The 25,300-nt window shown below is 69.9% G+C and carries 21 protein-coding genes; 8 read left to right on the top strand and 13 right to left on the bottom strand.

Features of this window, described 5'->3' with window-relative positions; all coding sequences use genetic code 11:
• Positions 1–189: 189 nt before the first annotated feature.
• Positions 190–1,470 carry an amidohydrolase gene (locus ACFVBH_RS05785; RefSeq protein WP_354990256.1) on the bottom strand — a complete coding sequence of 427 codons (1,281 nt, stop codon included), beginning with the start codon at positions 1,468–1,470 and terminating at the stop codon, positions 190–192.
• A gap of 216 nt (positions 1,471–1,686) precedes the next feature.
• Here ACFVBH_RS05785 and ACFVBH_RS05780 point away from each other — a divergent pair, with 216 nt between their 5' ends.
• From ACFVBH_RS05780 to ACFVBH_RS05755, 6 genes are all read left to right on the top strand, one after another.
• Positions 1,687–2,478, top strand: coding sequence for an SAM-dependent methyltransferase (locus ACFVBH_RS05780; protein ID WP_354990257.1), 792 nt, complete (start codon positions 1,687–1,689; stop codon positions 2,476–2,478).
• Positions 2,479–2,598: 120 nt separating this feature from the next.
• Positions 2,599–3,570, top strand: coding sequence for an ABC transporter ATP-binding protein (locus ACFVBH_RS05775; RefSeq protein WP_379001605.1), 972 nt, complete (start codon positions 2,599–2,601; stop codon positions 3,568–3,570).
• A complete protein-coding gene (locus ACFVBH_RS05770) occupies positions 3,567–4,391 on the top strand; it encodes an ABC transporter permease (protein ID WP_379000132.1) in 825 nt (274 codons plus the stop codon). The genes ACFVBH_RS05775 and ACFVBH_RS05770 overlap by 4 nt, the downstream gene beginning before the upstream one ends.
• The gene (locus ACFVBH_RS05765; protein ID WP_354990259.1) at positions 4,391–5,530 is read left to right on the top strand and encodes a histidine kinase; all 1,140 of its coding nucleotides are present in this window, start codon (positions 4,391–4,393) and stop codon (positions 5,528–5,530) included. Before ACFVBH_RS05770 ends, ACFVBH_RS05765 begins: the two co-directional genes overlap by 1 nt.
• Positions 5,527–6,147, top strand: coding sequence for a response regulator transcription factor (locus tag ACFVBH_RS05760; protein ID WP_354990260.1), 621 nt, complete (start codon positions 5,527–5,529; stop codon positions 6,145–6,147). The genes ACFVBH_RS05765 and ACFVBH_RS05760 overlap by 4 nt, the downstream gene beginning before the upstream one ends.
• A gap of 235 nt (positions 6,148–6,382) precedes the next feature.
• Entirely contained in the window at positions 6,383–6,652 is a 270-nt protein-coding gene (locus ACFVBH_RS05755) for a three-helix bundle dimerization domain-containing protein (protein WP_354990261.1), read from the top strand.
• A gap of 78 nt (positions 6,653–6,730) precedes the next feature.
• Here ACFVBH_RS05755 and ACFVBH_RS05750 read toward each other — a convergent pair whose 3' ends face one another.
• The 4 genes from ACFVBH_RS05750 to ACFVBH_RS05735 form a co-directional block, all read right to left on the bottom strand.
• Positions 6,731–8,311: a hypothetical protein gene (locus ACFVBH_RS05750; RefSeq protein WP_379000129.1), complete on the bottom strand. Its 1,581-nt coding sequence runs from the start codon at positions 8,309–8,311 to the stop codon at positions 6,731–6,733.
• A gap of 327 nt (positions 8,312–8,638) precedes the next feature.
• Positions 8,639–10,093: a serine/threonine-protein kinase gene (locus ACFVBH_RS05745; protein WP_379000127.1), complete on the bottom strand. Its 1,455-nt coding sequence runs from the start codon at positions 10,091–10,093 to the stop codon at positions 8,639–8,641.
• Entirely contained in the window at positions 10,090–11,214 is a 1,125-nt protein-coding gene (locus tag ACFVBH_RS05740) for a hypothetical protein (RefSeq protein ID WP_379000125.1), read from the bottom strand. The genes ACFVBH_RS05745 and ACFVBH_RS05740 overlap by 4 nt, the downstream gene beginning before the upstream one ends.
• A gap of 121 nt (positions 11,215–11,335) precedes the next feature.
• Positions 11,336–12,904, bottom strand: coding sequence for a serine/threonine-protein kinase (locus ACFVBH_RS05735; protein WP_379000123.1), 1,569 nt, complete (start codon positions 12,902–12,904; stop codon positions 11,336–11,338).
• A 355-nt stretch (positions 12,905–13,259) separates the two neighbouring features.
• Between ACFVBH_RS05735 and ACFVBH_RS05730 the strand changes: the two genes are divergently transcribed.
• Both ACFVBH_RS05730 and ACFVBH_RS05725 read left to right on the top strand, forming a co-directional pair.
• Positions 13,260–16,604, top strand: coding sequence for a non-ribosomal peptide synthetase (locus ACFVBH_RS05730; protein WP_379000121.1), 3,345 nt, complete (start codon positions 13,260–13,262; stop codon positions 16,602–16,604).
• Complete coding sequence (locus ACFVBH_RS05725; RefSeq protein ID WP_379000118.1) at positions 16,601–17,281, top strand: formyltransferase family protein; 681 nt, start codon at positions 16,601–16,603, stop codon at positions 17,279–17,281. The genes ACFVBH_RS05730 and ACFVBH_RS05725 overlap by 4 nt, the downstream gene beginning before the upstream one ends.
• Before the next feature lie 63 nt (positions 17,282–17,344).
• On the opposite strand, the gene ACFVBH_RS05720 is transcribed toward ACFVBH_RS05725, so the two are convergent.
• The 8 genes from ACFVBH_RS05720 to ACFVBH_RS05685 all read right to left on the bottom strand — a co-directional run bounded on the left by ACFVBH_RS05720 (position 17,345) and on the right by ACFVBH_RS05685 (position 25,084).
• Complete coding sequence (locus tag ACFVBH_RS05720) at positions 17,345–18,292, bottom strand: ABC transporter substrate-binding protein (protein ID WP_379000116.1); 948 nt, start codon at positions 18,290–18,292, stop codon at positions 17,345–17,347.
• A 30-nt stretch (positions 18,293–18,322) separates the two neighbouring features.
• Positions 18,323–19,030: a class II aldolase/adducin family protein gene (locus ACFVBH_RS05715; protein ID WP_354990269.1), complete on the bottom strand. Its 708-nt coding sequence runs from the start codon at positions 19,028–19,030 to the stop codon at positions 18,323–18,325.
• A gap of 31 nt (positions 19,031–19,061) precedes the next feature.
• Positions 19,062–20,231 carry an LLM class flavin-dependent oxidoreductase gene (locus ACFVBH_RS05710; protein ID WP_379000113.1) on the bottom strand — a complete coding sequence of 390 codons (1,170 nt, stop codon included), beginning with the start codon at positions 20,229–20,231 and terminating at the stop codon, positions 19,062–19,064.
• A gap of 64 nt (positions 20,232–20,295) precedes the next feature.
• Positions 20,296–21,390, bottom strand: a complete 1,095-nt coding sequence (locus tag ACFVBH_RS05705; protein ID WP_379000110.1) for an LLM class flavin-dependent oxidoreductase — start codon at positions 21,388–21,390, stop codon at positions 20,296–20,298.
• Positions 21,387–22,412: an ABC transporter substrate-binding protein gene (locus ACFVBH_RS05700; RefSeq protein ID WP_379000108.1), complete on the bottom strand. Its 1,026-nt coding sequence runs from the start codon at positions 22,410–22,412 to the stop codon at positions 21,387–21,389. The genes ACFVBH_RS05705 and ACFVBH_RS05700 overlap by 4 nt, the downstream gene beginning before the upstream one ends.
• The gene (locus ACFVBH_RS05695; protein ID WP_354990273.1) at positions 22,409–23,161 is read right to left on the bottom strand and encodes an ATP-binding cassette domain-containing protein; all 753 of its coding nucleotides are present in this window, start codon (positions 23,159–23,161) and stop codon (positions 22,409–22,411) included. The genes ACFVBH_RS05700 and ACFVBH_RS05695 overlap by 4 nt, the downstream gene beginning before the upstream one ends.
• A complete protein-coding gene (locus ACFVBH_RS05690; RefSeq protein WP_379000105.1) occupies positions 23,158–24,042 on the bottom strand; it encodes an ABC transporter permease in 885 nt (294 codons plus the stop codon). The genes ACFVBH_RS05695 and ACFVBH_RS05690 overlap by 4 nt, the downstream gene beginning before the upstream one ends.
• 1 nt (position 24,043) lies before the next feature.
• On the bottom strand, positions 24,044–25,084 hold the full coding sequence (locus tag ACFVBH_RS05685) for an NrtA/SsuA/CpmA family ABC transporter substrate-binding protein (protein WP_354990275.1): 1,041 nt from the start codon (positions 25,082–25,084) through the stop codon (positions 24,044–24,046).
• Positions 25,085–25,300 lie beyond the last annotated feature (216 nt).

Here is a 25,300-nt window from a genome sequence, read left to right as displayed (position 1 = left end):
CGCAGGAGCCGTCGCCGGGTGTGGCAATGCCATCGCTAAACTGAACAGGAAGACAACGTGATTCGCGCGCCCTCGCGACTGACAATCAACGTTGCTGAATAGTAGCTGTGATGGGAATGGAATGACTAACCGGACAAATTGCCATCGGATAACAATGGCAATTTGTCTAGTTTGTTCAGTTCTGGACCGTCATCGATTCCGGGGTTCGAGCCAGGCCAGGGCGGCCGCGGTCAGAGCGGTGACGCCGGGGCCGATGGTGGGCTCGGCCAGCGGGGCGAAATTCGGCGAGTGGTTCATCGGCAGCTCCTGATCGGCCGTGCCCCGGCGCTGTGCCGCCGCCACTTTCGCCGGATCGGCCCCGCCGAAGAACCAGAAGGACAGCGGCGCACCGGCGGCCTCGGCCAGGATGCCGACGTCCTCGCTGGCCGGGAAGGCGTCCATGTCCAGCACCTGATCGGCCCCCAGGGCCGCGCGCAGCCCGCCGCATGTCTTGTCCAGTGCGACAGCGTCGTTGAAGGTGACCGGTAATCGGGTCAGGGTCTCGATGGTCGGGGTCCGGTCCGCGCCCGCGGCGGCGGCCTCACCGTGCACGATGCGCCGCACGGCCTCGAGCACCCGGGCGCGCGATTCGGGGGAGTAGGTCCGCACACTCAGCCCGAGCTCGGCCTGATCGGCGATGATGTTCTCCTTGGTGCCCGCGTGCAGGGTGCCGACCGTGATCACGACCTGATCGGTCGCGGCCACTTCGCGCGAGACGATGGTCTGCAGCCGCAGCACCGTCGCCGCCGCCATGACGATCGGATCGATGGTGGTCTCGGGCCGGGAGCTGTGCCCGCCGCGCCCGTGCAGGGTGATGCGCAGGCTGTCGTTGGCGGACAGGATGGCGCCGGGCCGGGTGGCGACCGTGCCCGCGGCGATCGGCAGGACGTGCTGCGCGAGCACGATTTCCGGCGTGCCGAAGCGGTCGAACAGGCCGTCCTCGACCATCGCCTGTGCGCCCCGGCCCACCTCCTCGGCGGGCTGGAACACCCCCAGCACGGTGCCGGACCACCGGTCCCGGGCGGTCGCCAGCGCGTCGAGCGCGCCGAGCAGGCACACGATGTGCATATCGTGCCCGCAGGCGTGCATGACCGGTTCGCCGCTGCCTGGGTCGGTGGCGGTCGAGGCGTAGGGCAGCCCGGTCTGCTCGCGCACCGGCAGCGCGTCCATGTCCGCGCGCAGCAGCACCAGCGGCCCGGGGCCGTTCGCCAGCCGGGCGACCACGCCTGTCCCGCCGAGCTTCTCGGTCACTTCGCACCCCAGCGCCTTGGCGCGCCGGGCGATGATCGCCGCGGTGCGATGTTCGGCGAAGGACAGCTCGGGATGCGCGTGCAGATCGCGGTACAGGTCCGCGAGATCGGCGGTGACGTGGGCGACTCGACTCTTGATCGACGACACCTCGCCAATGATCCACGGCCCGAAGCTGATCATGGCGATTTCTCAGTTTTCCCTTCAACCGTTGTGGAACCTCGTGATGACCAGGGGCCTGCCCGCGGGCCACGTGGGCGATCCGGACAGGCCCGCACGGGCAGCAATGGAACCGCAAGGGCCGCAATCCTTCCGAACGAAACCCCGTGGTCCGGTGCGCCGACGCCTTAGCCTGTGCATACAGGGTGTGATCGTTCCGGGCGAGTGAAGCGGGGTTCGATGGACAGGGTTTTCCCGCTGGATCAGCCGCACACCTCCCGAATCTACGATTACTTCCTGGGCGGCAAGGACAACTACGAGGCCGATCGCGAGGCCGCGGCCGAGATCCTGCTGGCCTGGCCGGACATCCGCACCGCGGCCCGGGCCAATCGCCAGTTCATGCACCGCAGCACGCGCTTTCTGGCCGAGGCCGGCATCAGGCAGTTCCTCGACATCGGCACGGGCATCCCCACCGAACCCAACCTGCACCAGATCGCGCAGGAGACCGCACCCGATGCCCGGGTGGTCTACGTCGACAACGACCCGCTGGTGCTGGCACATGCCCGCGCGCTCATGACCGGCGGCGCCCCGGGCACGACCACCTACATCGAGGGCGACGTCACCGATCCGCAATCCATCCTGGCCGCACCGGAACTGGGCAGGCTGCTGGACCTGTCCCGGCCGGTCGGAGTGAGCATGATCGCGCTGCTGCACTTCGTCGAGGCGGACGTCGACAAGATCGTGTCCGACATCCTGGCCGCCCTGGCTCCCGGCTCCTACCTCGTGATCTGCACCATCACAGCCGATTTCGCCCCCGCGCAGGTCGTGGCCGCCCAGGATGTCTACCGGGTCCGCCGACTACCCGCGCAGGTCCGCACCCGCGCCGAGGTCACCTCGTGGTTCGGCGGCCTCGAGCTGGCCACGCCGGGTGTGGTGCCGCCGCACAGATGGCGTCCCGTCGAACCCACCGACATCTCGCCCGCGCACGACGCCAGGGTCTCCTGCTACTGCGGCGTGGCGCGCAAACCGTGAACCTCGGCGCGGCGGCGCGCTGACATTTGTCATGGCCGAACCATGACGAACCGGCCGTACTTCGGTGACTGCGCGTACTACTGACGCCGAGCCGAATTCGCGACCGTTGATGGCGTGACCATCACCGATCAACGCCATTTCCAAAATCCACCGCCGAGCGCCGACGTCATCGTCGCGCACGGCCTGCGCCGCACCTACGGCAGCGGCAAGAACGCCTTCGAGGCGGTGAAGGGCGTGGACCTGCGGGTCGGGGAGGGCGAGGTCTTCGCGCTGCTCGGCACCAACGGCGCGGGCAAGACCTCCACGCTCGATCTGCTGGAAGGACTCGCCGCGCCGACCGGCGGCGGCGTGGAGGTCTTCGGCCTCGACCCGCGGCGCGACCGCGCCCAGGTCCGCGCCCAGGTGGGAATCATGTTGCAGTCCGGGGGTTTACCCGCGGAGCTGACCGTCACCGAGACCCTGGAGATGTGGCGCGGGACCTGCAGCGACCCCACCACCGTGGACGCCGTGCTGACCCTGGTGGATCTCGGCGGCCGGGCCGGGGTCCGGGTCGGCGCGCTCTCCGGTGGCGAGCGCAGGCGCGTCGATCTGGCCTGCGCCCTGCTGGGGCAGCCGCGCCTGCTGTTCCTGGACGAGCCGACGACCGGGCTCGACCCCGAAAGCCGCCGGGACACCTGGCGATTGCTCGCGGACCTCAAGGCCGCCGGGGTGACGATCGTGCTCACCACGCACTACCTCGACGAGGCCGAGGCCCTGGCGGACCGCATCGCGATCATGCACGGCGGCGCGGTCGCCCGCACCGGAACGCTGCGTGAGATCGTCGACGGCCACCCCGCCCGCATCGTCTTCGATCATCCCGGACTGCCGTTGCCGCACCTGCCGGGGGCGAGCGTGGACGCGGGGGCACGCGTCACCGTGTCCACCCACGATCTCCAGGGCCATCTGCTCACGCTGCTGGGCTGGGCTCGCGATCACGATGTGCGCCTCGGCGGACTGGAAGCCCGCGCAGCCTCGCTCGAGGCGGTCTTCCTCGACATCGCCGACGAATCGGCCCCCGCCGCAACGCCCGAACCGATCGGAGCCACCCGATGACCGCCACCTCGACCGCCGTCACCTCGGCCCCCGCCTTCCGGCGCCGGCCGCTCGCCGCGCTGGCCAAGGCCGAATACCTGCAGTTCCGCCGCAACAAGACGCTGGTCTGGATGGGCGTGCTCTTCCCGGTGGGCACGTCGCTGGCCACCTACTTCCTGTTGATCAGGGACGGGGAGCCGACCGCGGCCATCGCGGCCTCGACCCTGGAACTGATCACCCTGGTGTCCCTGCTGTTCGTGCAGTACTACTCGGTGCTCTCGATGATCACCACGCGGCGCGGGGAGGGCGTGCTCAAACGACTGCGCACGGGGGAGGCCGCGGATTGGCAGATCCAGACCGCCCCGGCCGTTCCCGGCGCCCTGCTGACCGTGGCCTCGACCGTCGCGGTGGCGGCGGTGGTCTACGCCACCGGTGCGCCGGCTCCGGTGAACGCGGCGGCGATGGCGCTGGCCCTGATCGCGGGCATCGTGCTGTTCTCGCTGCTCGCGCTGGCGACGAGCGCGGTCACCAAGAACGCCGAAGCGGCACAGATCACCTCGCTCCCGGTCATGACGGTCGCGATGCTCGGCATGGGCTGGCTGCGCGGTGCGCTGCCCGATCAGCTGGCGGCGGTGGCGGATTGGACGCCGTTCGCGGCCATCTCCGACCTGGTGTACCTCGGCGCTTCCGGGCGCACGGCGACCGCCGACAGCGCCGCCGCGACGCTCGACTTCGCGGGCACCTGCGCCGAGCTCGGCCGCCCGTTTGCCACACTGGCGATATGGACGGTCCTGGCGTTCGCGCTGACTCGCAAGAGCTTCCGCTGGGACGACCGCGGCTGATGGGCGTGCGGTCCTGGTGGCGGGGACTCTCGGCCGCCGCGAAGTTCCGGCTCTACAGCCGGGTCATCCTGCAGGTGGGCCTGGTCGTGGTGATCGTCGCGATGGCGGTCACCGCGGGGTCCTGGTGGTCCGCGGGCCTGATCGTGGCCGCGGGTGTCGCGGCCATCGCCGTGGTGGAGATCCAGCCGGACTTCGCCCCGGCCGCCGCGCCGCCGCCGCGCCCGTGGATCGTGCCGGCCGCCACCGCGATCCTGACCGGACTCTGGCTGGCCGCGATGGTGATCGCCCGCAGCGCGGACGAGGATCGGACCGCGACCCAGGCCGGAGTGGCGGGGATCTACATCGCCATCCTGGCCATGTTCTCGGTGATCTCCTTCGCCCGGCACCGGTGGTGGGCGGTGCTCGGGGTGAGCGTGGCGACCGGAATCGCGTTCGGCTCCACGCCCGCGGTGATGGCGGGCTTCGCGCTGATGACCTTCCTCTGCGGCGGATTCGTGGTCGGCACGACGATTCTCACGGTGTGGGGGCTGCGGGTCGTGGAGGAACTGGACCGCGCCAAGGCCGTGGAATCGGAATTGCGGGTCGCCCAGGAGCGTTTGCGCTTCGCGCGCGACCTGCACGACGTCGTCGGGCGCGGCTTCTCCGCGATCGCGGTGAAGAGCGAGCTCGCGGCGGTGCTCGCGCGTGCGGGCGCGGGCGAGCGCGCCGCGGCGGAAATGGACGAGGTCAAATCCCTCGCGGTCGAATCCATGGGCCAGATGCGCCAATTGGTGCGCGGCTACCGGGACATCGATCTGCGCGGCGAGGTCGCGGGGGCGCGCTCGCTGCTGTCGGCCGTCGGCTGCGAACTCGTCGTCGAGGGCGATCCGGCGAAGGTGCCCGCGCGCCTGCACGAGGTCGCGGCCTGGGTGGTGCGCGAGGGCACCACCAATATCGTGGAGCATTCCCGCGCGAGCACGGCGATCCTGGCGCTGGGACGCTCGGGCATGTCGCTGCGCAACGATCGCCCGCAGGGCGTACCGGGTGAGCGTTCGGGACTGCGCGGCCTCGCCGAACGGCTCGCGCCGGTCGGCGCGACCCTGACCGCCGAACTGCGGGACGATCGGTTCGTGCTCGAAATACAGTGGGAGGAAATGTGATTCCCGTCTTCCTGGCGGACGACGAGACACTCGTGCGCGCCGCGCTGGCCACCATGCTCGGCCTCGAAGCCGATCTCGAGGTCGTGGATCACGTCGGTTCGGGCGAGGAGCTGCTCGAGGTGTGGCGGTTGCGCGCCGACCGCGGCGAACCGGTCGCGGTGGCGGTGATCGATCTGCAGATGCCCGGCATCGACGGCATCGAGACCGCGATCGAACTGCAGCGGCTCACCCCGGGCGCGGGCACCCTGATCGTCACCAGTCACGGCCGGCCCGGATACCTCAAACGTGCTCTCGCAGCGGGTGTTCGGGGTTTTCTGCCCAAGACGACATCGGCCGCGACCCTGGCCGAGGTGATCCGCACGGTGCACCGCGGCGGCCGCTACGTCGATCCCGAACTCGCGGCCGAGGCCATCAGCGCGGGGGACACCCTGCTGACCGCCCGCGAGGCCGATGTGCTGGAATACGCCATCGACGGTGCGCCCGTGGAGGATATCGCCCGGCGCGCGCATCTGTCGCCGGGCACCACGCGCAACTATCTCTCCTCCGCGATGGCGAAACTGGGCGTTTCGAACCGCTACGAAGCCGCGCTCGAGGCGCGCAAGAGGGGCTGGATCTAGGCCGGCGGAAGGCGCTGTTGCAGTTGCAATTTCATTTGTAGCTTGCAGGTGTCGTTGTCGAGGACGTGCGGTGCCGAATAGCCGACGAGTTGTGCCATAAAGGGATTCGTGGGCAGAAAAGTTGCCCGGCGAGGATGACACTCGGGGGACGGTCCGTTGCGGGCCGTTGTCCAGATCGCCGGCAAGGGCACAGGAGCCGGCGGCCAACGTTCGTGTATGGAGGCGAGACCAGAGTATGAGGGCATCCGAAGAGGAGCGGCAGATCAGCGAGCTCGTCGACCGGCTGGCCGGCAAATTCCCCTACCTGGCGGCGCGCGTCGTCGGCGAGGAAGTGCGCGGAATTCACCGCGAATTCGACGGCCACCGGGTCCGGGAATTCATACCGCTGCTGGTGGAGCGGATCGCGGAACGACAGCTGAGCAGGCGGGTGTCGTACCAGCCGTCGGCGAAGATGGGCGATCCATTATGGGGTGCGTTGCGGCCCTCGTCCCCGATCTTCCTGTGACACATCGATTCGCGGCTCGCGCCGGCGCCGTGTACCCGGAATCCCGGGTACACGGCCCGGGTGCGCGCTACCGCCGGATCAGCCGAAGGTCGGCGTGATCAGCAGTTCGGCCCCGCTCTGCGAGGTGTTGGCGAACCAGCAGAACGCCTGGGTGCCCGAGGTGTCGACCGGCGTGCCGTAGAAGACGTTGTTGCCCACCTTCGGGGCGTCCTTCTTCCACCACGCGGCGGCGACCTGCGGGATCACCTTGTCGGTGACGGCGGTGTTGTAGTTGAAGACGTAGCCCAGCACCCAGGTCACCCCGCTCTTGTCCACGGCCGTGGTGAGCCCGACGATGGTGTTCCCGGGCTGGGCGTACGCGGTGACCGTGCCCGCGCCGTCACCGGTCAGCTTGAACCCGCTGTCCTGCGAAATCTCGGCCCGCCACGCGAGCGTCGCCTGCGAATTCGCCCACACCAGACTGAAATCGGCGGTCACGCCGATCGGCGCGGTGAAGGAGATGTCGTTCACCCCGACCGTCACCTTGCCCGGATACGACTGTTTGCCCGCGGGCGGCTGACTGCTGCTGGCGACATTGGTGATGACCAGCGCGATATCCGAACCCGAGTTCCAGGTCGAGTTCTTCGACAGCGTCAGGGTCAACCGGCCGTCGTCATCGTCGAAGGTCCAGCCCGGATAGTTGATGGTCATCTTGCTGATATCGGCGTCGGAGAAAAACGACGGCATATTGATCGTCAGCGTCGCGCCCGAACTCAGCGCGACATCGTGACCGGAGGTATTGGTGAGCGTGAGCTCCAGGGTCGCGGTTTCCTTCACCGCGATGGTGCCCACGCCGGTCGCCTTGTTGACCACTTTCAGCGTCGCGCGCCGGGGCCGGTCCCATGCGGTCTGCTTGGCCGCGAACGCCGCGATGACCCCGTCCGGGGTTTCCTGGTTATGCCGCAGCGGCAGGCCGATGCCCAGCGGGAATTGCAGTGACACACCGCTGAAGTCGAGTTCGGTGGTGCCCTCGGCCCGCTGTTGGATGTACATGAACCGAATGAACAGCACCAGCGCGTATTTGGTCGGAATGTAGAGATCGAGCAGCAGACCCGCGATGGCGCCGGTCACCGGCTTCTGGACCCAGAAGCTCAATTCCAGGCCCGCGCTGATGGAGAGCCCGCCCTTGATCGAGCCGCCCTTCCACACCCGGCCGTGGACCTGCGCCTCGTCCTTGAAATCGAAGACCACGTCGGCGCCCGCGAGCAGCCCGACGACCGCGCTCACCCCGGCGGAGACGCCGATGCCGAATCCGCGCAGGCCCTGGGGTGCGCCGGCGGTGAGGTCGAACGCGCCGTTGCGCGCGATCTGCCCGGCGATGTCGACGCTGAGCGGGTTGGGCTCGGCGCTCTCGAACGAACCCTCGAGCGCTTTCACATAGGCGACACCGTCCGGGCTGTCGAGGAACTCGACCGCGCCGTCCACCGCTTTGTCCAGGACGGCCTTGTGTTTGAGATAGACCTTCTGGCAAGCCTGTACCAGTTCCACATTGGTCGGTGTGCGTTTCGGAAACAGCTCTTCGGTTCCGACCGGACGGATTCCTTTTTTATCGAGCTTGGCGGCCCTGGCCAATTCTTCTTTGAATGCCTTGTCGAGAATACGAGTAGTAGGAGTGGACATGAATTTCCTCCTGGAGCGACTCATGACGCAGCCCCCCGGTGCACTATGCGCGTGCATGCTCCTCCGCGCCCGGGACCGGGTGTATTTCTGCCGACGTACGGCGCTCTCCGGTAGCGGGGTTTGTATCGATCGGCCCGCACTCGGTTCCCGCGCAATATGCTACTACCGCTTTCGCTCGATAGCGGTCCTATTGCGATGAATTCTTCTGCGCCGCCATGTATTTCGAATTCGCTAGAAGAATGGATAGAGCCGACTGGTCTCGATTGGCAATGCGAAAGTGTCGGCGGATTTGCGGTGGCGCGACGAAGATCGTTTCCGATCCCGTTGCTACAGGGGTGCGCCCGGCCACCACCGGTCGTACAGGTCGCTGCCGGAGGTCAGTCCGACGACCTCGATCCCGCAGGACGTGCGGTTGCCGCGATCGAAGTCGATCAGGAGCAGCCCCCTGTCGTTGCGCGTCCCCCAGATGATTCGCCCGGTGCCCGAGGGGCGCTGCCACTTCTGGTCGCCCTCGACCCGCATGCCGTTCAGCGGCTGCACGAGATATCTCTGGTCCACGCTCGTGCAGTTCATGGTGAGTCGCTCGACCGGGGCCGCGTCGCCGGTGCAGCTCACCCAGAACCTGTCGGGCAATTGCTCGGCGACGCTCACCGGTTGCAGCTCGCGATTCACCGCGGAACATCGTATGCCCTTGTAGCCCTGCACATCCTGGGTCTGCGGGAGCAGTCCGGTGAAGTAGGCGACCGTGTGCTGGTAACTGCCCCACGAGGTCGTCGCCGTGTTCTTCGCCGACGTGGTCATCGACGCGGCCGCGGTGGTGGAGGCGATCGGCGGCGCGGCGGCGGGTTCGCCGGACGGCTCGTGGCGCACCACGGCGATGGCCGCCGCGATTACCGCCGCGGCGATCGCGAGGCCGGCGAGAGCGATGGGCAGCCTCCGGTTCGGAAGGGGCGCTGCGGGATTCGGTGGTGAACCGAGCAGCGCCGCCCGTGTCGCGGCCGCCAGCGCGCCACAGGAGGAGAACCGCTCGCCCGGGTTCTTGGCCAGTGCCCGTCCCAGGACCGCGTCGATCTCCGGCGGCAGCGCGGGCACCCGGTCGGTGGCCCGGGGCGCGGGTGCGTAGAGGTGCCCGCGTACTACGTCATCGACCGTAGTCCCCGGAAAAGGCTTTGTGCCCGTAAGTAATTCGAACAGGGTGCAGCCCAGGCCATACACGGCGGTGCGAGCGTCGAGCGCCACCCCGGCCAGTTGCTCCGGCGCCGCATAGGCGACCGTCGCGGGCGTTGCGGCCGGTCCCGGGTTTCCCGCGATCCCGAAGTCGGTGACGAACACCCGGTCCCGCTGTCCCGCGGGTGATTCGATCAGAATGTTCGCCGGCTTGATGTCCCCGTGCAGCACCCCGGCGGCGGCGGCCGCGTCCACGCCCCGCGCCACCTGATCGACGATGTCCACCACCCGGGCGGTCGGCAGGGCGGCGGGACCGCGCCGGATCAGGGCGGCGGCGTCGACGCCGTCGACGAATCGCATGGCCACCCAGGCCCGCCCCTGGTCGATGCCTCGATCGTGCACCGCGACGATGTTCGGATGATCCAGCCGGGCAACGGCTTCGGCTTCGCGCAACAAGCGCGCCCGCGCCGCGGCGTCGGACGCGGCGAGCACCTTCAGGGCGTCCCGCCGCGGCAGCCTGGGATGGCCGGCCAGGTAGACGGATCCGGACTCACCGAGCCGGGATTCCACCGTGTATCCGGCGAAGACCATGCCCGGTAGCAGTTCGGCGGTCATTCCGGATCACGCTGCAGCAGCACGAATTGCGCGGCGATCTTCTGCCGGGCGTTCGACTCGTCGCGGCTGTGGACGAGCGCGAGGTACTTGCCTGCCAACAGCCAGCACGAGTAGTTGTTGGAGGTATCGACCGAAGCGAGATTCCGGATGCACTTGGCTTCGGGGACCCCCTGCGGCGCGGCGACCTCCTGAAAGCCCTCGTCGATACGGAAGTTCTCGACATAGGTCCGGCGGGCCACCGTCGCGGTCGCGTAGCGAAACAGGCTGGAGCTGCCGGCGAAGGCCATTGCTTCGGCACGATCGGTTCCGGGACGCGGCCCGCGCAACTGCACCGCGTGCGGACCGTAGACCACCCCGTTCGGCTGGCCCACCGATTCCCAGCCGGCATTCTCACCGATCCCGCTCTGCAATACCGCGGGCATCGGCCAATTCCCGGGGTCGTCGGCCACGAGCCGGCTGAGCATCCGGTCGCGATCGGCGCGCAGTGCCGCGATGTCACCGGCAGGGGTTGGACGGAAGTCGGCCAGGCGCGTTCGCTGCGCCTCGAACGCGCGTCCGGCGAGCGCGGCCATCGCGTTCACGTCCGTGCCGGTGTGCCCGACCAGCAGGCTGATGACGAACGAATCCTGCGCCATGGTCGCGGCGAGTGTCGGCACCGTGGGCCGCCAGTGCGCGTGCGCCTCCGGATGACCCGGAATCGGCACCGCCGCGTTCTCGGTACTGACTCCGGCGTCGGCGGCGTCCATCTCGTCGGCGGCCTGTCGCGCGGCGTCCGAATCCGGGAAACGCAGCAGGATGACGGTGAGCAGTCGACCGGTGCCCACGACCGGCGCACCGCCCTTGCTGTCCATCGCCACGGTGCTGAAGCCGGCGAGCATCCCGCGCTTGGTCAGCACGTCACGCACCGGTGTCGAGAGCATGCCCCGGGTCTTGCTCGGTGCCGAAATCGGTTGCGCTCCGCCGCCTGTCGGTCCGAAGGCCAGTGCCGGGTCGGCCGCGGCGGGATCGATCGTGGCCTCGCCCATGCGCACCGACTCCACGACCCGTCCGCGGGCTTCGTCGGGCTCGGTCGGCTCGGTCAGCGGCTCGATCGCGTAGTAACCGATGTCGAGGCCGGTCATGTCCACGGTCGCAGGCCGCGGCGACCCCGGTACCACGGCGCACCCGCACAGCAGCGCCGCGAGCGCGGCCGCGATGACCGCGGGTGCTTCGGCCCGGCGAATTCTCCGGGGCGAGATCCTCTTACGCCGGTACATCGATCCACCATCTGTCGTGTAGTTCGGCACCGGAGGTCTGGCTGGTGGCGCGCAGATAGCAGAACGCGCGGGCGGGATTGTCGAAGAAGACCTCGATGTATCCGGCGGTAACGTTCCTGACCGTCGTGTAGGTCCCCCACCGCGCGAAGCCGGTGCCGGTCGGCCGCGTCCACTTCTCCTCGCCTTCGACGACGTCGAGCGCGGGTTCCGGTGTCATGGCCGATCGATCGAGGTTGCAGTACACATCGAAGGCCAGCATCGGGTCGTTGTCGCCGCTACAGGCGATGTTGGAGACCTTCGGTGATTTGTCGAACGGGGCGTTTCGCGTTTCGAACTTGGGCCGGCAGAGGGTCAGTTCCCCGAAGCCGATGAGGTCCGGCGAGAACGGCAGTAGATCCGGGAACGCTTCGGCCACATACGTGTACGCCCCCCACTGGGGCGACGCCACCGGCGGAGCGGTCGTCCGCGGCAGGTTGGGCGCCGCCGCGGTCTCCTCACTGTTCAGGATCAGGGTCAACGTCCCGGCGACCACGAGCACGACCGCCAATACCGTGGCCCCGAGCAGGTGGTAGCGCGACGGCGGTGGTGCGCCCGAGGGGTCCGCGGCGATCGTCACCGGACGTGCGGTCCCGGTGGAGGGACCGGTGAGAAGCCGCCCGCCCGTGCCGATTCGGTGGTCCGGTCCCGTCTCGGGGTCCGCATCGTGCGCCGGGCCGGGCAGTCCCGCGGCGGCCCACGCCGCGTCCGCAAGTGCCCGGCAGCTCTGGTACCGCTGATTCGGATCCTTCGCCATCGCCTTCGCGATGACCGCGTCGAAACCGGCCGGTATCAGCGCGTTTCGGTCCGTGGGTCGGGGCGGCGGTTCGTGCAGGTGCGCGTAGATCACCGCGCCCGCGTTGCCGCGCGCGAACGGCACCGAGCCGGTGAGCATCTCGAACAGCGTGCAGCCCAGCGCGTACACGTCCACCCGATGGTCGAGTGGTTCGGCGCGCAGCTGTTCGGGCGCCGCGTAGCCCAGGGTGGCGGTGATCCCGCCGTCGGCGCCGATGGTCGCGGAATCGTCGGCGGGGCGCGCGATGCCGAAGTCGGTGACCAGCACCCGGTCCGGGCCGTCGGCGGAGGGGGCGACGAGGATGTTGGCGGGTTTCACGTCGCGGTGCAGCAGTCCCGCGCGATGGATCTCGTCGAGCCCGCGGGCCGCCTCGGTGAGCACGTGCAGCATGCGCGGTGGCGGCAGCACGTCGGCCCCGCCCTTGATCAGCGCCGCGAGATCCACGCCGTCGACGAACTGCATCGCGATCCAGAGGTGTCCGTCGTACTCCCCGCGATCGTGGACCGCGACCAGGTTCGTATGTTGCAGCCGCGCCGCCACCTCGGCCTCGCGCAGGAACCGCGCGCGGAACTCCTCGTCGCCGCGATGGCTGTCGGCGAGGACCTTGAGCGCGTCCATGCGCGGCAGCCGCGGATGCCGGGCCAGCAGGACGGTTCCCATGCCGCCGCTGCCGAGCTTGCGTTCGATCCGATACCCCGCGAAGGTCGTGCCTGCCTCGAACACCGCGGGCCTCCCCTCCCACCTCGTCAGCAGCGCGGCAACCATCTGGCTACCTGTAAAGCGGTGCTGTACAACGATTTACGTCGCGACTATAACAGCGCGGACCGGTCGGATCGGCTATCGCGCGGATGGGCCCGGCGACCGATCGGCCACGGCTCCGCTGCCGGGCGGACGGCGCGCGAGCCGGGCGCGGTGACAATCGGCGGGCGGATCGGTGGTGAGAAAGCACACAGCACGGTCCCCAATGCCGACTTTAGACTGTTTGCGAGTTTCGGTCGCGACGATCGAGCCGGGGTGGGGCGCGTAGCGTGCGGGTCCCTTCATCGCGTGTGGGCCTTGTTATAGGAGTGGATCCAGTTTGAGCAGCGCCTTTCGCCGCCGCATCTCGCCCACCGAACGGCTCTACCTCTCCGCGCGGGAGGTGCACCCGCACTTCCTGATTCAGGTGGTCGTCGAGGGCGGCGGCGCGCTGGACGCGGACAAGTTGCAGCACGCCGTCGAGGTCGCCACGCGGGTTCATCCCGGTGCGCGGCTGGTGCGCTCGGGTACGGACTGGATCGCGCGGGGCGCGGTGCCGCGGGTGCGGGCGCTGGCGAACACCGTGCTCGACTTCGATCGGCTCACCGAGGACGCGGTGCTCGGCGGTCCGATCAGCCGGCCGGACTACGTGTCCGAGGCGCCGAACTGCGAGGTGGTGCTCCTCACCGCCGATCCGGTCACGGTGATCTTCCGGGCCTTCCACGGCGTCATGGACGCCAAGGGGCTGCAACTGTGGGCCGCCGACGTGTTCCGGGTGCTGCGCGGGGCCGCCCCCGAGGGCGCCCTCGACGCCACCACCGATCAGGAACTCGCGTTCCGGCTCGGCATTCCCGGCTCGCCGACGTCCATGGTCCCGAACTTCCGGTCGCCGATCGGGCACGGCGCGGCCATCGCGGGGCGTCCGTTCCTGCTGCGGCACCGCGCGCTGCCCGGGGTCAGTCCTGCCATCGTGGCGCGGATCGGCGAGATCGTCGCCGCAGCGACCGGTTCGCGCGCCCGCCTGATGATTCCGGTGGATCTGCGCAGGCATGACGCCGAATTGCGCTCGACCGCCAACCTGACGCTGCCGCTGTTCCTGGACACCGAACCGGGCGAGGGCTGGCGTGAGATCAACGCCCGCATGCTGGCGGGGCTGATGCGCCGCGACGAACTCAACCAGATGAAGAACCCGGGCCTGGAGCAGGTTCCGGCGCCGATCGCCAAGGGCATCATTCGCACGGTCGACAAGCTCGGCCGCCGCACCGGCCGAAACCTGTGCTCCGCCATCATCTCCCACGCGGGCAAGGTGACCCTCGGCGATTTCGCCGGCCCCGACTTCACCCCCGCGTCGCTGGTCGCCATCCCGGCGCACACCGGCCTCGCGCCGCTCAGCTTCGCCATCGTGGAATCCGAGCACGCCACCGGGATCACGGTGTCCTGCCGCAACGGCAAGGGTGTGGCGGAGCGGTTGGAAGCGCTGCTCGACACCATCGCGAAGGGGCTCGGGGACGCCGCCGCCGAAGCGCTCACGAGCGCCGGGCCGGTCGAAGCCGCCGACCTCGAAGCTGCCGACGAGGGAGCTGTCGACCTCGAAGCCGCTGATCTCGAAGCCGCCGACCAGGGAGCCGCCGGCCACGGAACTGCCGACCAGGGAGCTGTCGAACCCGCGGGCATCGATGCCGAAACGGGCGCGGGTACTCCGGCGCTGCACCTCGACGACGCGGAGCTGCTGGACCCGGTGAGCGCCGTGCTCGACACCGCCGAACACCCTCGCCTCACCGGTCTCGAGGCCACCCTGGTGGAGTTGCTGCGCGCCCAGGTCGCCGCCCGGCCCGACGCGGTGGCCATCACCGGTCCCGAAGGCTCGCTCACCTACGCGCAGGTGGGTGAGCGCTCGGCCGCGATCGCCGCCGCCCTGCGCGATCACGGTGTCCGGCACGGCGAGACCGTCGCCATCCTCGCGGGCCGTACCCGGGCGGGTCTGACGGGCCAGTGGGGGATTCTGGAAACCGGTGCGGCGTTCCTGCCGCTGGATCCCAAACATCCGCCCGAGCGCATAGCCCAGGTCCTGGACGATTCCGGGGTGCGCCTGTGCCTGGTCGAGCGGCGGTACGCCGAGCTGGCCGAGCCGACCGTTCCGGTGCTGATTCTCGAGGAGCTGCCCGAAAGCGGTTCCGCCCCGGTCGATGTCGGCGTCGAACCCGGTGATGTCGCCTACGTGACCTATACCTCCGGCTCCACCGGGCGGCCCAAGGGCGTACGGGTCACCCACGACGGGGTCGTGCACTACCTGCGCGCCGCGCTGGACTGGTACCACCTCACCCCGGGGACCAGGTACGCGCACTATCACACGCCCGCCGCCGATATGGCGTGCATGGCCATGGTCTCGCCGCTGATCGCCGGCGGTGCGGTGGTGCTGGTCCCGGGCGAGATCAACCACCTGACGCTGTCGGACATGCTGGGCACGGACGGCGCGGACACCCTGTTCCTCACCCCGAGCCTGGCCGAAGTCGTCCTCCGGCAGGACATTCGGCCCGTCGGCATGCGCACCGTGGTCCTGGGCGGCGAACAGCTCAGCCACGATCTGCTGCGGCGGGTGCGCGAATTCTTCGGCCCGCGAGTGCGATTGGTCAACAGCTACGGACCCACCGAGGTGAGCCTGGTCTGCATCTCGCAGATCCTCACCGGCGTCCCCGCGCGCGACGCGACCGCCGTGCCGATCGGCCTGCCCGCACCCGGCACCACCGTGTACCTGCTCGATGCCCAGGGCCGGCCGGTCCCGGACGGCAAGGTGGGCGAACTCTATCTGGGCGGTCCGCAGGTCGCGGCCGGCTACCTGCACCGGCCCGAGCTGACCGCCGAGCGGTTCGTCACCGTCGGCGGCGAACGCACCTACCGCACCGGCGATCTGGTCCGGCGGCTGGGCGACGGCACCTTCGAATTCGCGGGCCGGGTGGACGATCAGGTCAAGATCCGCGGCAACCGGGTCGAACCCGACGAGATCCGCTGCGTGCTCGAGACGCATCCCACGCTCGCCGCCGCGGCCGTCGTCGGCCGCCGCCGCGCCGAGCACAGCGATCACGTGCTGGACGCCTTCGTGGTGACCGCCCCGGATGTCCCGCAAGGGGAGCCGGGGGATCAGGAGCTGCGGGACTTCCTGGGCGCGCGGCTGCCGGTGTACATGATTCCCCGGGCCTTCCACCGGCTGCGGGTGCTACCGCTGACCAGCAACGGCAAGACCGATCGGCTCGCGCTGGTCCGGCTGGCCGAGGGTGGGTCCGAGGCCGCGGTCGAGGTGCGCTCCGATGCCGCGGACGGAAGCGCGATCGTGCCCGAGGCCGTGCCCGCGAGCTCGTACGAGATCGTGCCGACCCCGAATCCGAACTCGCAGCCGGACAACGGTTCCGGCGCGGACCCCGAGGACTTCCTGCACGAGCAGGTCGGCGGCATCTGGGCCCGCATCCTGCGTCGCGAGCCCGCCGAGCTCACCGCGGACTCCGACTTCTTCGCGCTGGGCGGCGATTCGCTGGCCACGGTGGAGATGCTCGCGCAGGTGTCGCGCCAGATCGTCGGCCCGGCCGCCGAACAGGCGTTCGTGGCCCAGGTGGAGGGCCTCATCCACCACCTGACGCTGAACCGGGTGGTCGAGGCCGTGACGGTGGCGAGAACAGGAGTGCAGCGGTGATTTTCATCGGTAGCGGCTCGCTGCTGTGGCGGGCGGTCGATCACACCCTGGCGGCCGGGCGTCCGGTGGATCTGGTGGTGGTTCCGCCCGGCCAGGAGACCTCGGCCGGTGCCCGCGCGGTCCCGCTGCTGGCGGTCACCGATGTGAACACCGCCGCCGACCGGCTGGCGGCGGCGTCCTCGGACCGAATCGTGTTCTCGGTCAACAACGCCACCATCCTGCGGGAACCCTTGCTGGCCGCGGGTTTTCGCATCTACAACATCCACAACGGCCTGCTGCCGCGCCACCGCGGCCTGCCCGAGGCCGCGATCGCGCACGCGATCCTCAACGGTGACACCGCCTACGGGGCAACCCTGCACGAGATCGATGCCGGGGTGGACACCGGTGCGGTCCTGGATACCGAGAGCTTCCCGATCGCCGACACCGACGGCTTCCAGGACATCATGCTGCGGGGCCTGCGCGCCTGCACGCTGCTGTTCGAACGCAATCTCGAGGTCATCGCCGCCGGTCGCGCCGTCCCGGTTCCCCAAATCGAGGGGGGCGGCGGCTATTACGGCCGCAAGGCGCTGGACGATCTGCGCGAGCTGACCGGCCACCCGGATTTCTCGCGGGCCACCGACCTGGGCATCTTCGCCGCGTTCTACCCCGAACTGGCCGCCGCGAGCCGCGCCGGCTGAACACCGGCGCGGCCCGCGGACGGGTCCGGCCGGACCTCGTTGTCCGGCCGGTGTCGCAGGGCTTCAGCCGACGGCGGTCGCGTTCCGGGTGGACGCGACGAAGTCCGAGATCCAGGGCAGAACCGCGCCGCGAACCTGAACGGTCCTGGGCAGCAGGCCATTGGCGGCCAGCAGGTCGGCGGCGTGCTGCTGCTCGTCCAGGAACGATTCCGAGACCGGGTCGATCCCGAACGGGCGTCCGCGCAGCGCGGCCTCCCACGCGTCGAGATCGGCCGTGCCGCCGCGCGCGACGATGTCGTCGACGAAGTACTGCGCCGCCGCGCGCGGATTCTCGGTGATCCAGGCGTCGGACTCCTGCAGTGCGGTCAGAATCGCCTCCAGGGCTTCGCGATTGCCCTCGGCGAAGTCACGGCGGGTGAACCACAGCGACGGGTGACTGAACAGCGATTCGGTGTCCACGAGCGTGTGCAGCTCGGCCTGCGCCTCGATGGCGGCCAGCCCGGGGTACGCGCCGACCCAGGCGTCGAGGTCGCCGTTCAGCAGCGCGGCGCCGCCGTTGACATCGGTGTCGACCGGCTCGATGTCGGCCCAGCCCAGGCCCGCCCGCTCGAGCGCGAACAGCAGCAGGGTGGTCTGCCAGGAACCGTGCGCGATGCCGACGCGCTTGCCCTTCAGGTCGGCGACGGTCTCGATGCCGTTGCCCGCCTTGGCGACCAGGCGGCCGTTCTCGATGCGCGGTCCGGAGATGCCGAGGTAGACGATGTCGCGGCCGTTCGCCAGCGCGGTGACCGGCGGGGTGAAGCCGGTGCCGATGACGTCGTAGCCGCCGTCCTCGAACAGCCAGTCCGAATGCAGCGACGGCAGTGCGGTTTTCACGTCGGCGCGCGAGGTCTCGGGCAGCGCGCGCAGGTCGACCCATTCCACGTCGGGCAGGGTGCGTTCGACGATGCCGCGGTGCCGCAGCACGAACAGCGAGTTGTTGTGCGGGAAGTAGCCGATGCGAACGGTCACGGGGAGTTCCTTCGGGGTGGGAGTGATGGATCAGATCAGGCCGCGGCGGCGGGCCTCGTCGGCCAGCCCGGTGCGGCCCCACTGCACGGCGAGGTTGGAGGCGTCGAAATCGACGGACCCGCCGAGGGTTTCGCCGATCGCCTGGTACTGCGCGCCCTCCTCCAGCAGGACGACGAGCTTGGCCAGGTCGAGCAGCCCGCCGCGGCCGATCACGTTCGCGCCGCCGTTGGCCTCGAAGATGGCGATGAGGTCCGGGTCGACGGTCAGGCGCTGGAGAATGAAGTCACCCGCGCCGATGCTGCGGTCGATGTGCGGCGGGATCTCCCGGGACAGGGTCAGTCGCTGCACGGCCGCGTAGCGAATGGGCAGGGTGCGGTGGGTCTGCGCCCAGCCGCCCAGCCACGGCGAATGCACGTGCACGACGGAGGTGATCTCCGGGTGGGCGCGGAACACCTTGGCGTAGCCGGTGACGAATCCGGCGGAACCGCTGCCGGACAGCACCTTTCCGTCGAAGGTCGCCACCACCGGTCGCACGGTGCGGTCGTCGGCCCAGGGGCCCGGCTCGTTGAGCGCTACGGCGATGTCCTCGCCCGGCACGCGCTCGACGAAGTTGACGGTGCCGTTGCCGGTCACGGTGCCGCTCTCGCGCAGCACCCGGAACGCCTTGTCCGCGTCGCGGGTCACGGCGGCGACGAATTCGGCGGCGGTGTCCGAGAGGACGGTCTCGACGGTGGTCATGATGTCTCCTGATTCGATGTTCGTGGTGTGCTCAGCGCGTAGTGGACAGCGCGGCAACGGGTTCCGGTGCGGTCAGCCGCGAACGGCCCAGCAGGGGCAGCACTTCCTCGCCGACCCGGTACGCCTCCTCCAGGTGCGGATTGCCCGCCAGGATGAAGGCGTCGACGCCGAGCTCGGTCAGCTCGTCGAGGCGCTGGGCCACCTGTTCGTAGCTGCCGACGAGGCCGAATGCCGGCCCGCCGCGAATGAGACTGAAGCCGCACCACACGTTGGGTTGCACCTCCAGATCCCGGTAGCCGGTGATGGTTTCGGGCACCCAGCCCTTGATGCGGGCCGCGCCGACCGAATCGCCCTGTGCGGCGCGATTGGCGGCGTCGCGGTCCACGAACGCCCAGCCCTTCTCGATCTCGGCCCAGGCGGCCTCCTCGGTGTGCCGGGCGACGATGTCGATGCGGACCGCGAACTTCGGGGTGCGCCCGATCCGGTCGGCGTGCGCGCGGACGCCGTCGAACTTGGCCCGCAGGTCCGCGAAGGGCTCGAGCCAGGACAGGTAGTAGTCGGCGTGCCGTCCCGCGGCCTGCACCGCCGCGCCCGAGGACCCGGAGAAGTAGACCTCCGGGAAGGGCTGCCCCGCCAGGCCCGGCGGCAGCGCCGCCTCCTCGCCCCGGTAGAAACGTCCGTCGTGCGTGTAGGGCTCGCCGTCCCACACCCCGCGCAGCACGTCGAGGAACTCGCTGGTGCGCGCGTACCGGTCGTCGTGGGAAACCTTGTCACCCCACCACAGTTGGGCCGGTCCGCCGCCCCCGCTGATGATGTTGTAGACCAATCGCCCGCCGGTGGCGCGCTGCAGGCTCGCAGACATGCGCGCGGCCTGCACCGGGTGCAGGAAGCCGGGCTGGAAGGCGACCATGAACCGGTAGGTGGTGGTCTCGCGGGCCAGTGCGGCCGCGATGGCCCAGGGATCCTCGGTGACCGGGAACGAGGGCAGCAGTCCGCCCAGGAAGCCGGCCGATTCCGAGGCCCGGGCCACGGCGGCGACATGGTCGATGTAGCCGTAGCCGTCGAGTTCGCCGCCGCGAATGGCGGGCGCGATGTTGCCCGGGCCGTAACCCCCGGCGTGCCCGCGGTTGTAGCGGCGCGGGGTGCGCAGCGAGGCGTGATCGCCCTCCATGCCGATGCGCCAATAGATGTCGATGGTCATGCCGTGCCCTTCCGCCGGTGAGGGGAGCGCTCCGTGCTCGTGCCCGGACGCCGTGCTGGATCGATCACGCGGGCGCCTCGGTCAGGACGCGTCCGGCCGGATCGGCCAGATGCAGCAGGTGTTCGCCGGTGCGGTGCACCTCTTCGATATGCGGATGCCCGGACAGCGCGATGCTGTCGATCCCGGCGGCCGTGTACACCTGAAGTTGCCGGGCTACCTGCTCGTAGCTGCCGACCAGGCCGATGGCCTGCGGGTACCCGAGTTCGCCGAATCCGGCCCAGCGGCCGTCGCCCAGACTCAGCGAGGTGGCGTCCGGACCCGTCGGATGCAGTTCGCGCCATTGCCTTTCGACCCTGGCCCAGGCTTCGGTCTCGGTCTCGCGGGCGATGATCGGCAGCTCCAGCCCGGCCCGGACCGTGCGGCCCTGCGCGCCGGCGAGGCGGCGCAGCTCGGCCAGCGGCGCGGCGAAACCGTCGGGTGCTTCGGTGAAGACGTGAACGTCGGCGTGCTTCGCCGAAAGCTTCAGCGCGGCAGCCGAAGTCCCGGACAGGTACACCTGCGGGAAGGGCAGTCCGGACAGGATCCCCCGGAAACCGCCGTCGATGACGTCGTAGAACTCGCCCGCGTACTCGAAGCCGGTGCCCTTGAATCCCGCGCCCGGAATGGGATCCGAGTTCCAGACACCCCGGGCGACGGTGAGGAATTCCGCCGCCCGCGCATACCGATCGTCACCGACGACCCGGTCCCCGCGCGCCCGCTCGTCGGCGATGTCGGTGTCGACCGCGAGCCGCCACCCCAGCCGCCCGGCCGAGAGCCGCTGCAGCGTGGCCGAGATCTTGGCCGCGTACACGGGCGTGCCGAAGGCGGGCTGGAACTCGACGACGACCCGGGCGTGCCGGGTGGCTCGCAGCGCTCCCGCCGCCACGATCCAGGACTCCTCGCCCAGTGGATCGTAGGGCGCGAGTACGCCGTCCAGGCCGTTGAGTTCGGCGGCGTCGATGATCTGGTGCAGGTCGTCGAACGGCCCGAAATTGCCGGGCCGCACATCGGTGGCCGGGGTGATGGGGCCGGGCCCGCCGAAGCCGCCGCGTTGCCGCAGTTCCGGATTCGCGCGCCGGCCGTCGCCACGGGCGGGCAGCCGCCACAGGTATTCGGTCATGCCGGCACCCGCTCGGCGGCGACCAGAGCGCGGGCCTGCTCGAGGGGCTCGTACGCGACCCAGGCGTCCAGGTCGAAGTCCGCCGCCAGGAAGCCGTGGCTGTACAGGAACTGCTTCTGCACCCCGAGCAGTTCGACTCGCTCGGCCGTGAGCGAGGGGTGCAGGCCGCGATGGAACTCGGTGCCGTAGGCGGCCACCACACCGTCGGGACCGGAGAGGGTTTCGCGCTGGAGCACCTCGCGGACGCCGTCGAGATTGCCCGCCGCCCAGTCCGCCGCCCGCAGGCTCTGGGCCAGGAAGCCGACCACCACTTCGGGTTTGGTGTCCAGCAGTTCCTGATGCACCGTGATCGGGCGCGGCGTGCCGTTGTTCACCCGCAGTCGCTTGGTCTCGGAGGCGTCCAGGTCGATGGCGACCCGCAGGCCGTGTTCGACCGCCACCTCCTGGGCACGGGCGCCCTTGACGTAGATGGCGTCCACCGCACCGTCGAGCAGTTCCCGCACGCCCCAGGTGATGTCGCGACGCCGCTCCTGAACCTCCGTGCGCACCTGCGGGTCCCGCTCCACCCCGACCTCGGTGACGCGCACGTCGGCCAGGGTGAGCCCGGCCGGGCGCAGCGCGTTGGCGAAGCCGTGCAGCGCCATGGCGCGCGGGAAGCTGCGCGCCTGATCCTGCGCCCACGCGGGCACCGCGACGCGCAGCCCCGCCAGGTCCGCGGCCGCGGAGACCGGCGAATCCGGGCCGACCAGGATGGCCTGCGATTCGTCGATCCAGGTCAGGCCGATGAGCCGGGTGGGCGAACCCTGTGCCCGGGCGGCCAGCGCGGGCACGTTGCCGCCCTCGCGAATCAGGCCGGACAGCTCGTGCGAGAAGTGGAAGCCCGCCAGCTCGGGCCCGGCGTCCTGGAGCACCCCGAAGTCGAGGCCGCTGTGCGCGGCGGTCTCGCCGAGCCAGCCGAGGCTGTGCGCCAGGCCGCTCGCGGTGGGAACGGGGCAGCGCGTGTACCAGAGGGTGTCGGTCATGAAGTGCTCCTGGGGGTTTCGGGAATGCGGTCCACGCCCAGCTGGGCGAGGAAGTCCGCGCGATAGCGCAGGGCCGCGGGGTCGGTGCGATCACGCGGTCGCGGCAGGTCGATGTCGGTGTCGACCGCGAAGCGGCCGTTGTCCAGCACCAGGACGCGGTCCGCGAGCCGCACGGCCTCGTCCACGTCGTGGGTGACCATGAGTACCGCCGGGCGATGCCGGGCCACCAGATCGCCCACCAGATCCTGCATTTGCAGGCGGGTGAGGGCGTCGAGCGCGGCGAATGGCTCGTCCAGCAGCAGCAGTTCGGGTTCGCGGACGAGAGCGCGGGCCAGGGCCGCGCGCTGGGCCTCGCCGCCGGACAGGGTCGCGGGCCACTGGCGGGCCTTGCCGTCCAGGTGCACCTCGGCCAGCGCGCGCAGCCCGGCCTCGCGTACCTGGCGGGAACGGCGCTGGCCGACAACGACATTGGCCAGCACCCGCTTGGAGGGAATGAGGCGCGGTTCCTGATAGACGGTGGTGCGGGCGGCGGGGACCAGTACCTGTCCGGCATCGGGAAGCTCGAGTCCGGTCAGCAGCCGCAGCAGCGTGGTCTTGCCGGTGCCGCTGGGGCCCAGCAGCACCACGAATTCGCCGCGCCGGATGGTCAGATCGATGCCGTCCAGCACGACCTTCTCACCGAAGGCCTTGTGCAGTCCGGTGATCGATACCGCGACCGGGCTCTCGACGCGTGCGGTCACCGCGGTCATCGGATCGCCACCTGACGCCGCCACGGCATGGCGTACCGCTCGGCGATGCGGACCAGGCCGTCGAAGATCAGGCCGAGCAGCGCGTAGAGCACCACGCACAGCACCATGTAGTCGGTGCGGTTGTACTCCTGGGCCAAGGTCACCAGGTAGCCCACGCCCTCGTTGGTGCCGACCTGTTCGGCGGCGATCAGGCCGGTGATGCTGATGGACAGGCACACCCGCAGGGCCATGAGCACGCCCGGCAGCGCCGAGGGCAGGATGACCTCGAGCACGAGCCGTATGCCGCTGAGCCCGAACCCGCGCGCGGCCTCGACCACCTTGCGGTCCACGTTGCGCACGCCCAGATACGTGTAGGCGTACATGGGCGCGACGGTGGCGACCGCGATCAGCAGCACCTTGTACAGCTCGTCGATGCCGAACCAGGCGATGAACAGCGGCACCAGCGCCAGGAACGGCACCGCGCGCAGGATCTGCATGGTCGAGTCGACCAATTCCTCACCGAGACTGGACAATCCGGCGGCGAAGCCGAGCAGCAGGCCCGCGCCGACGCCGAGCGCGACCCCGAGGGCCGCCCGGGTGAACGAGGCGAGCGCGAAGTCCACCAGCTGGCCGGTGCCGAGCAATTCGGTGAAGGCCGACCACACCTTGGGCGGTCCGGCCAGGACCCGCGGGGACAGTGCCCCCGTCGCCGAACCGATCCACCAGCCCGCGAAGATCAGCGCGGGCAGCAGGAACCGCAGCGGAATCGACAGCCATGCGGGCCTGCGCTTCTCGATGCGGGCGCGGGGCGGGGCGAGCACGAGTTCGGGCTCGGTGGGGGATGCGGAGCCGGGCGCGGCGGGTGCGGTCGTGCCCGAATTCGCGGCGACGAGGACGGCCATGTCAGCTTTCCTTCAGTGCGGCCAGCTGCTCGGGGGTCAGCTTGGACTTCAGGTCGTAGAAGATGTCCGCGGCGGTGATCTTGCGGCTGATGACGCCGTTGTCGGCGAACTGGTTCACCACGTCGGCCAGATCAGCGGCGTCGGACTCCTTGGGCAGGTGCGGCTGGGTCGCCTCCGAGCCCACGCGCACCGCGTCGGCCAGGCGGGCGCCGCTGAGCGCGCGCGGCCCGGTCTTCTCGAAGACGTTCTCGAACTCCGCGGGGTTGGCGCGCTGCTGAGCCGAAAGTCCCTGCAGCACTTCGAGGTACTTGGCCGCGACGTCGGGCCGCTTGTCCAGGACCTCGGTGCGGAACACCACGACGGTGTTGTCCTTGGAACCGATGCTCTGCTCGGTGGCCAGCTCGACGCCGCCGTTGGCCTTGGCCTCCTGGTAGGGCACCAGGAACGAGGACCAGGCATCGACCTTGCCGGTGGCGAACGCCGAGGCGGCGTCCTTCTGCTGCAACGGAACCCGGGTCACTTTGTCGGCCGGGACGCCCGCCTGGGCCAGCGCCTTGAGCAGGATGTACTCACCTTTGCCCGCCGGGTTCACCGCGACGCGCTTGCCCGCCAGGTCCTTCACGGCGCGAATGCCGGAGTCCGGGTGGGCGATGATGCCGCTCTGGTCCTTGCCGGCCGGATCCTGCACGGCCACGATGCGCACCGGGACGTCCTTGGACAGCGCGCCGACCACCGGGCTGAAGGCCGCGCCGGACACATCGAGTTCGCCGGTGTTGAACAGCTTCAGCATGGAGCTGAAACCCGGTGTGGTGGTGACCCATTCGATGCGCGCACCGAGCGGGGCCAGAGCCTTGTCGAAGGTGCCGTCGCGCTTGCCGATCGCGAGCGGGCCGGAGTTGCCCGGGTCCACGACCTTGAGAACGAGCTCCGGCTTGGCCGCGTCGTCGGTGCTCGCGCCCGATCCACACGCGGCGACGAGAGCGACGACGGGGGCCAGCGCGAGCGCGAGCCGCCAACGGTTGGGCCGACGTGTGCGGAACATCGTGGGGGCACCTCTTCCGGTTCGAGAATCGGCCGCGATATCGGCCGATGTCCAGCGACAGTAGGGATCTCGAGCCGCTACGGCGAGGTAATGCTTTCCGAGGATCGGAAGGCTTGACACGGGTGGGGCACAGCCGTTACACCGCGTGCGGGCGCCGGTGCTCGTGATGAAAGCGCTGATCCTCGAAAGAGTTCTGCGCGCGCTGAGGCGAATACT

The sequence above is a fragment of the Nocardia sp. NPDC057668 genome (assembly GCF_042799795.1).
In the GTDB taxonomy this organism is placed as follows: domain Bacteria; phylum Actinomycetota; class Actinomycetes; order Mycobacteriales; family Mycobacteriaceae; genus Nocardia.
The sequence above is the reverse complement of the archived record's forward strand: the minus strand, read 5'-3'. Positions and strand labels throughout refer to the sequence as shown.

What these genes read in the sequence shown, in the direction of transcription:
- ACFVBH_RS05785 (WP_354990256.1), bottom strand. Translation starts at nt 1,470, where the DNA reads ATGATCAGCTTCGGGCCGTGGATCATTGGCGAGGTGTCGTCGATCAAG.
- ACFVBH_RS05780 (WP_354990257.1), top strand. Translation starts at nt 1,687, where the DNA reads ATGGACAGGGTTTTCCCGCTGGATCAGCCGCACACCTCCCGAATCTAC.
- ACFVBH_RS05770 (WP_379000132.1), top strand. Translation starts at nt 3,567, where the DNA reads ATGACCGCCACCTCGACCGCCGTCACCTCGGCCCCCGCCTTCCGGCGC.
- ACFVBH_RS05765 (WP_354990259.1), top strand. Translation starts at nt 4,391, where the DNA reads ATGGGCGTGCGGTCCTGGTGGCGGGGACTCTCGGCCGCCGCGAAGTTC.
- ACFVBH_RS05755 (WP_354990261.1), top strand. Translation starts at nt 6,383, where the DNA reads ATGAGGGCATCCGAAGAGGAGCGGCAGATCAGCGAGCTCGTCGACCGG.
- ACFVBH_RS05750 (WP_379000129.1), bottom strand. Translation starts at nt 8,311, where the DNA reads ATGTCCACTCCTACTACTCGTATTCTCGACAAGGCATTCAAAGAAGAA.
- ACFVBH_RS05745 (WP_379000127.1), bottom strand. Translation starts at nt 10,093, where the DNA reads ATGACCGCCGAACTGCTACCGGGCATGGTCTTCGCCGGATACACGGTG.
- ACFVBH_RS05740 (WP_379000125.1), bottom strand. Translation starts at nt 11,214, where the DNA reads ATGACCGGCCTCGACATCGGTTACTACGCGATCGAGCCGCTGACCGAG.
- ACFVBH_RS05715 (WP_354990269.1), bottom strand. Translation starts at nt 19,030, where the DNA reads ATGACCACCGTCGAGACCGTCCTCTCGGACACCGCCGCCGAATTCGTC.
- ACFVBH_RS05710 (WP_379000113.1), bottom strand. Translation starts at nt 20,231, where the DNA reads ATGACCATCGACATCTATTGGCGCATCGGCATGGAGGGCGATCACGCC.
- ACFVBH_RS05705 (WP_379000110.1), bottom strand. Translation starts at nt 21,390, where the DNA reads ATGACCGAATACCTGTGGCGGCTGCCCGCCCGTGGCGACGGCCGGCGC.
- ACFVBH_RS05700 (WP_379000108.1), bottom strand. Translation starts at nt 22,412, where the DNA reads ATGACCGACACCCTCTGGTACACGCGCTGCCCCGTTCCCACCGCGAGC.
- ACFVBH_RS05695 (WP_354990273.1), bottom strand. Translation starts at nt 23,161, where the DNA reads ATGACCGCGGTGACCGCACGCGTCGAGAGCCCGGTCGCGGTATCGATC.
- ACFVBH_RS05690 (WP_379000105.1), bottom strand. Translation starts at nt 24,042, where the DNA reads ATGGCCGTCCTCGTCGCCGCGAATTCGGGCACGACCGCACCCGCCGCG.
- ACFVBH_RS05685 (WP_354990275.1), bottom strand. Translation starts at nt 25,084, where the DNA reads ATGTTCCGCACACGTCGGCCCAACCGTTGGCGGCTCGCGCTCGCGCTG.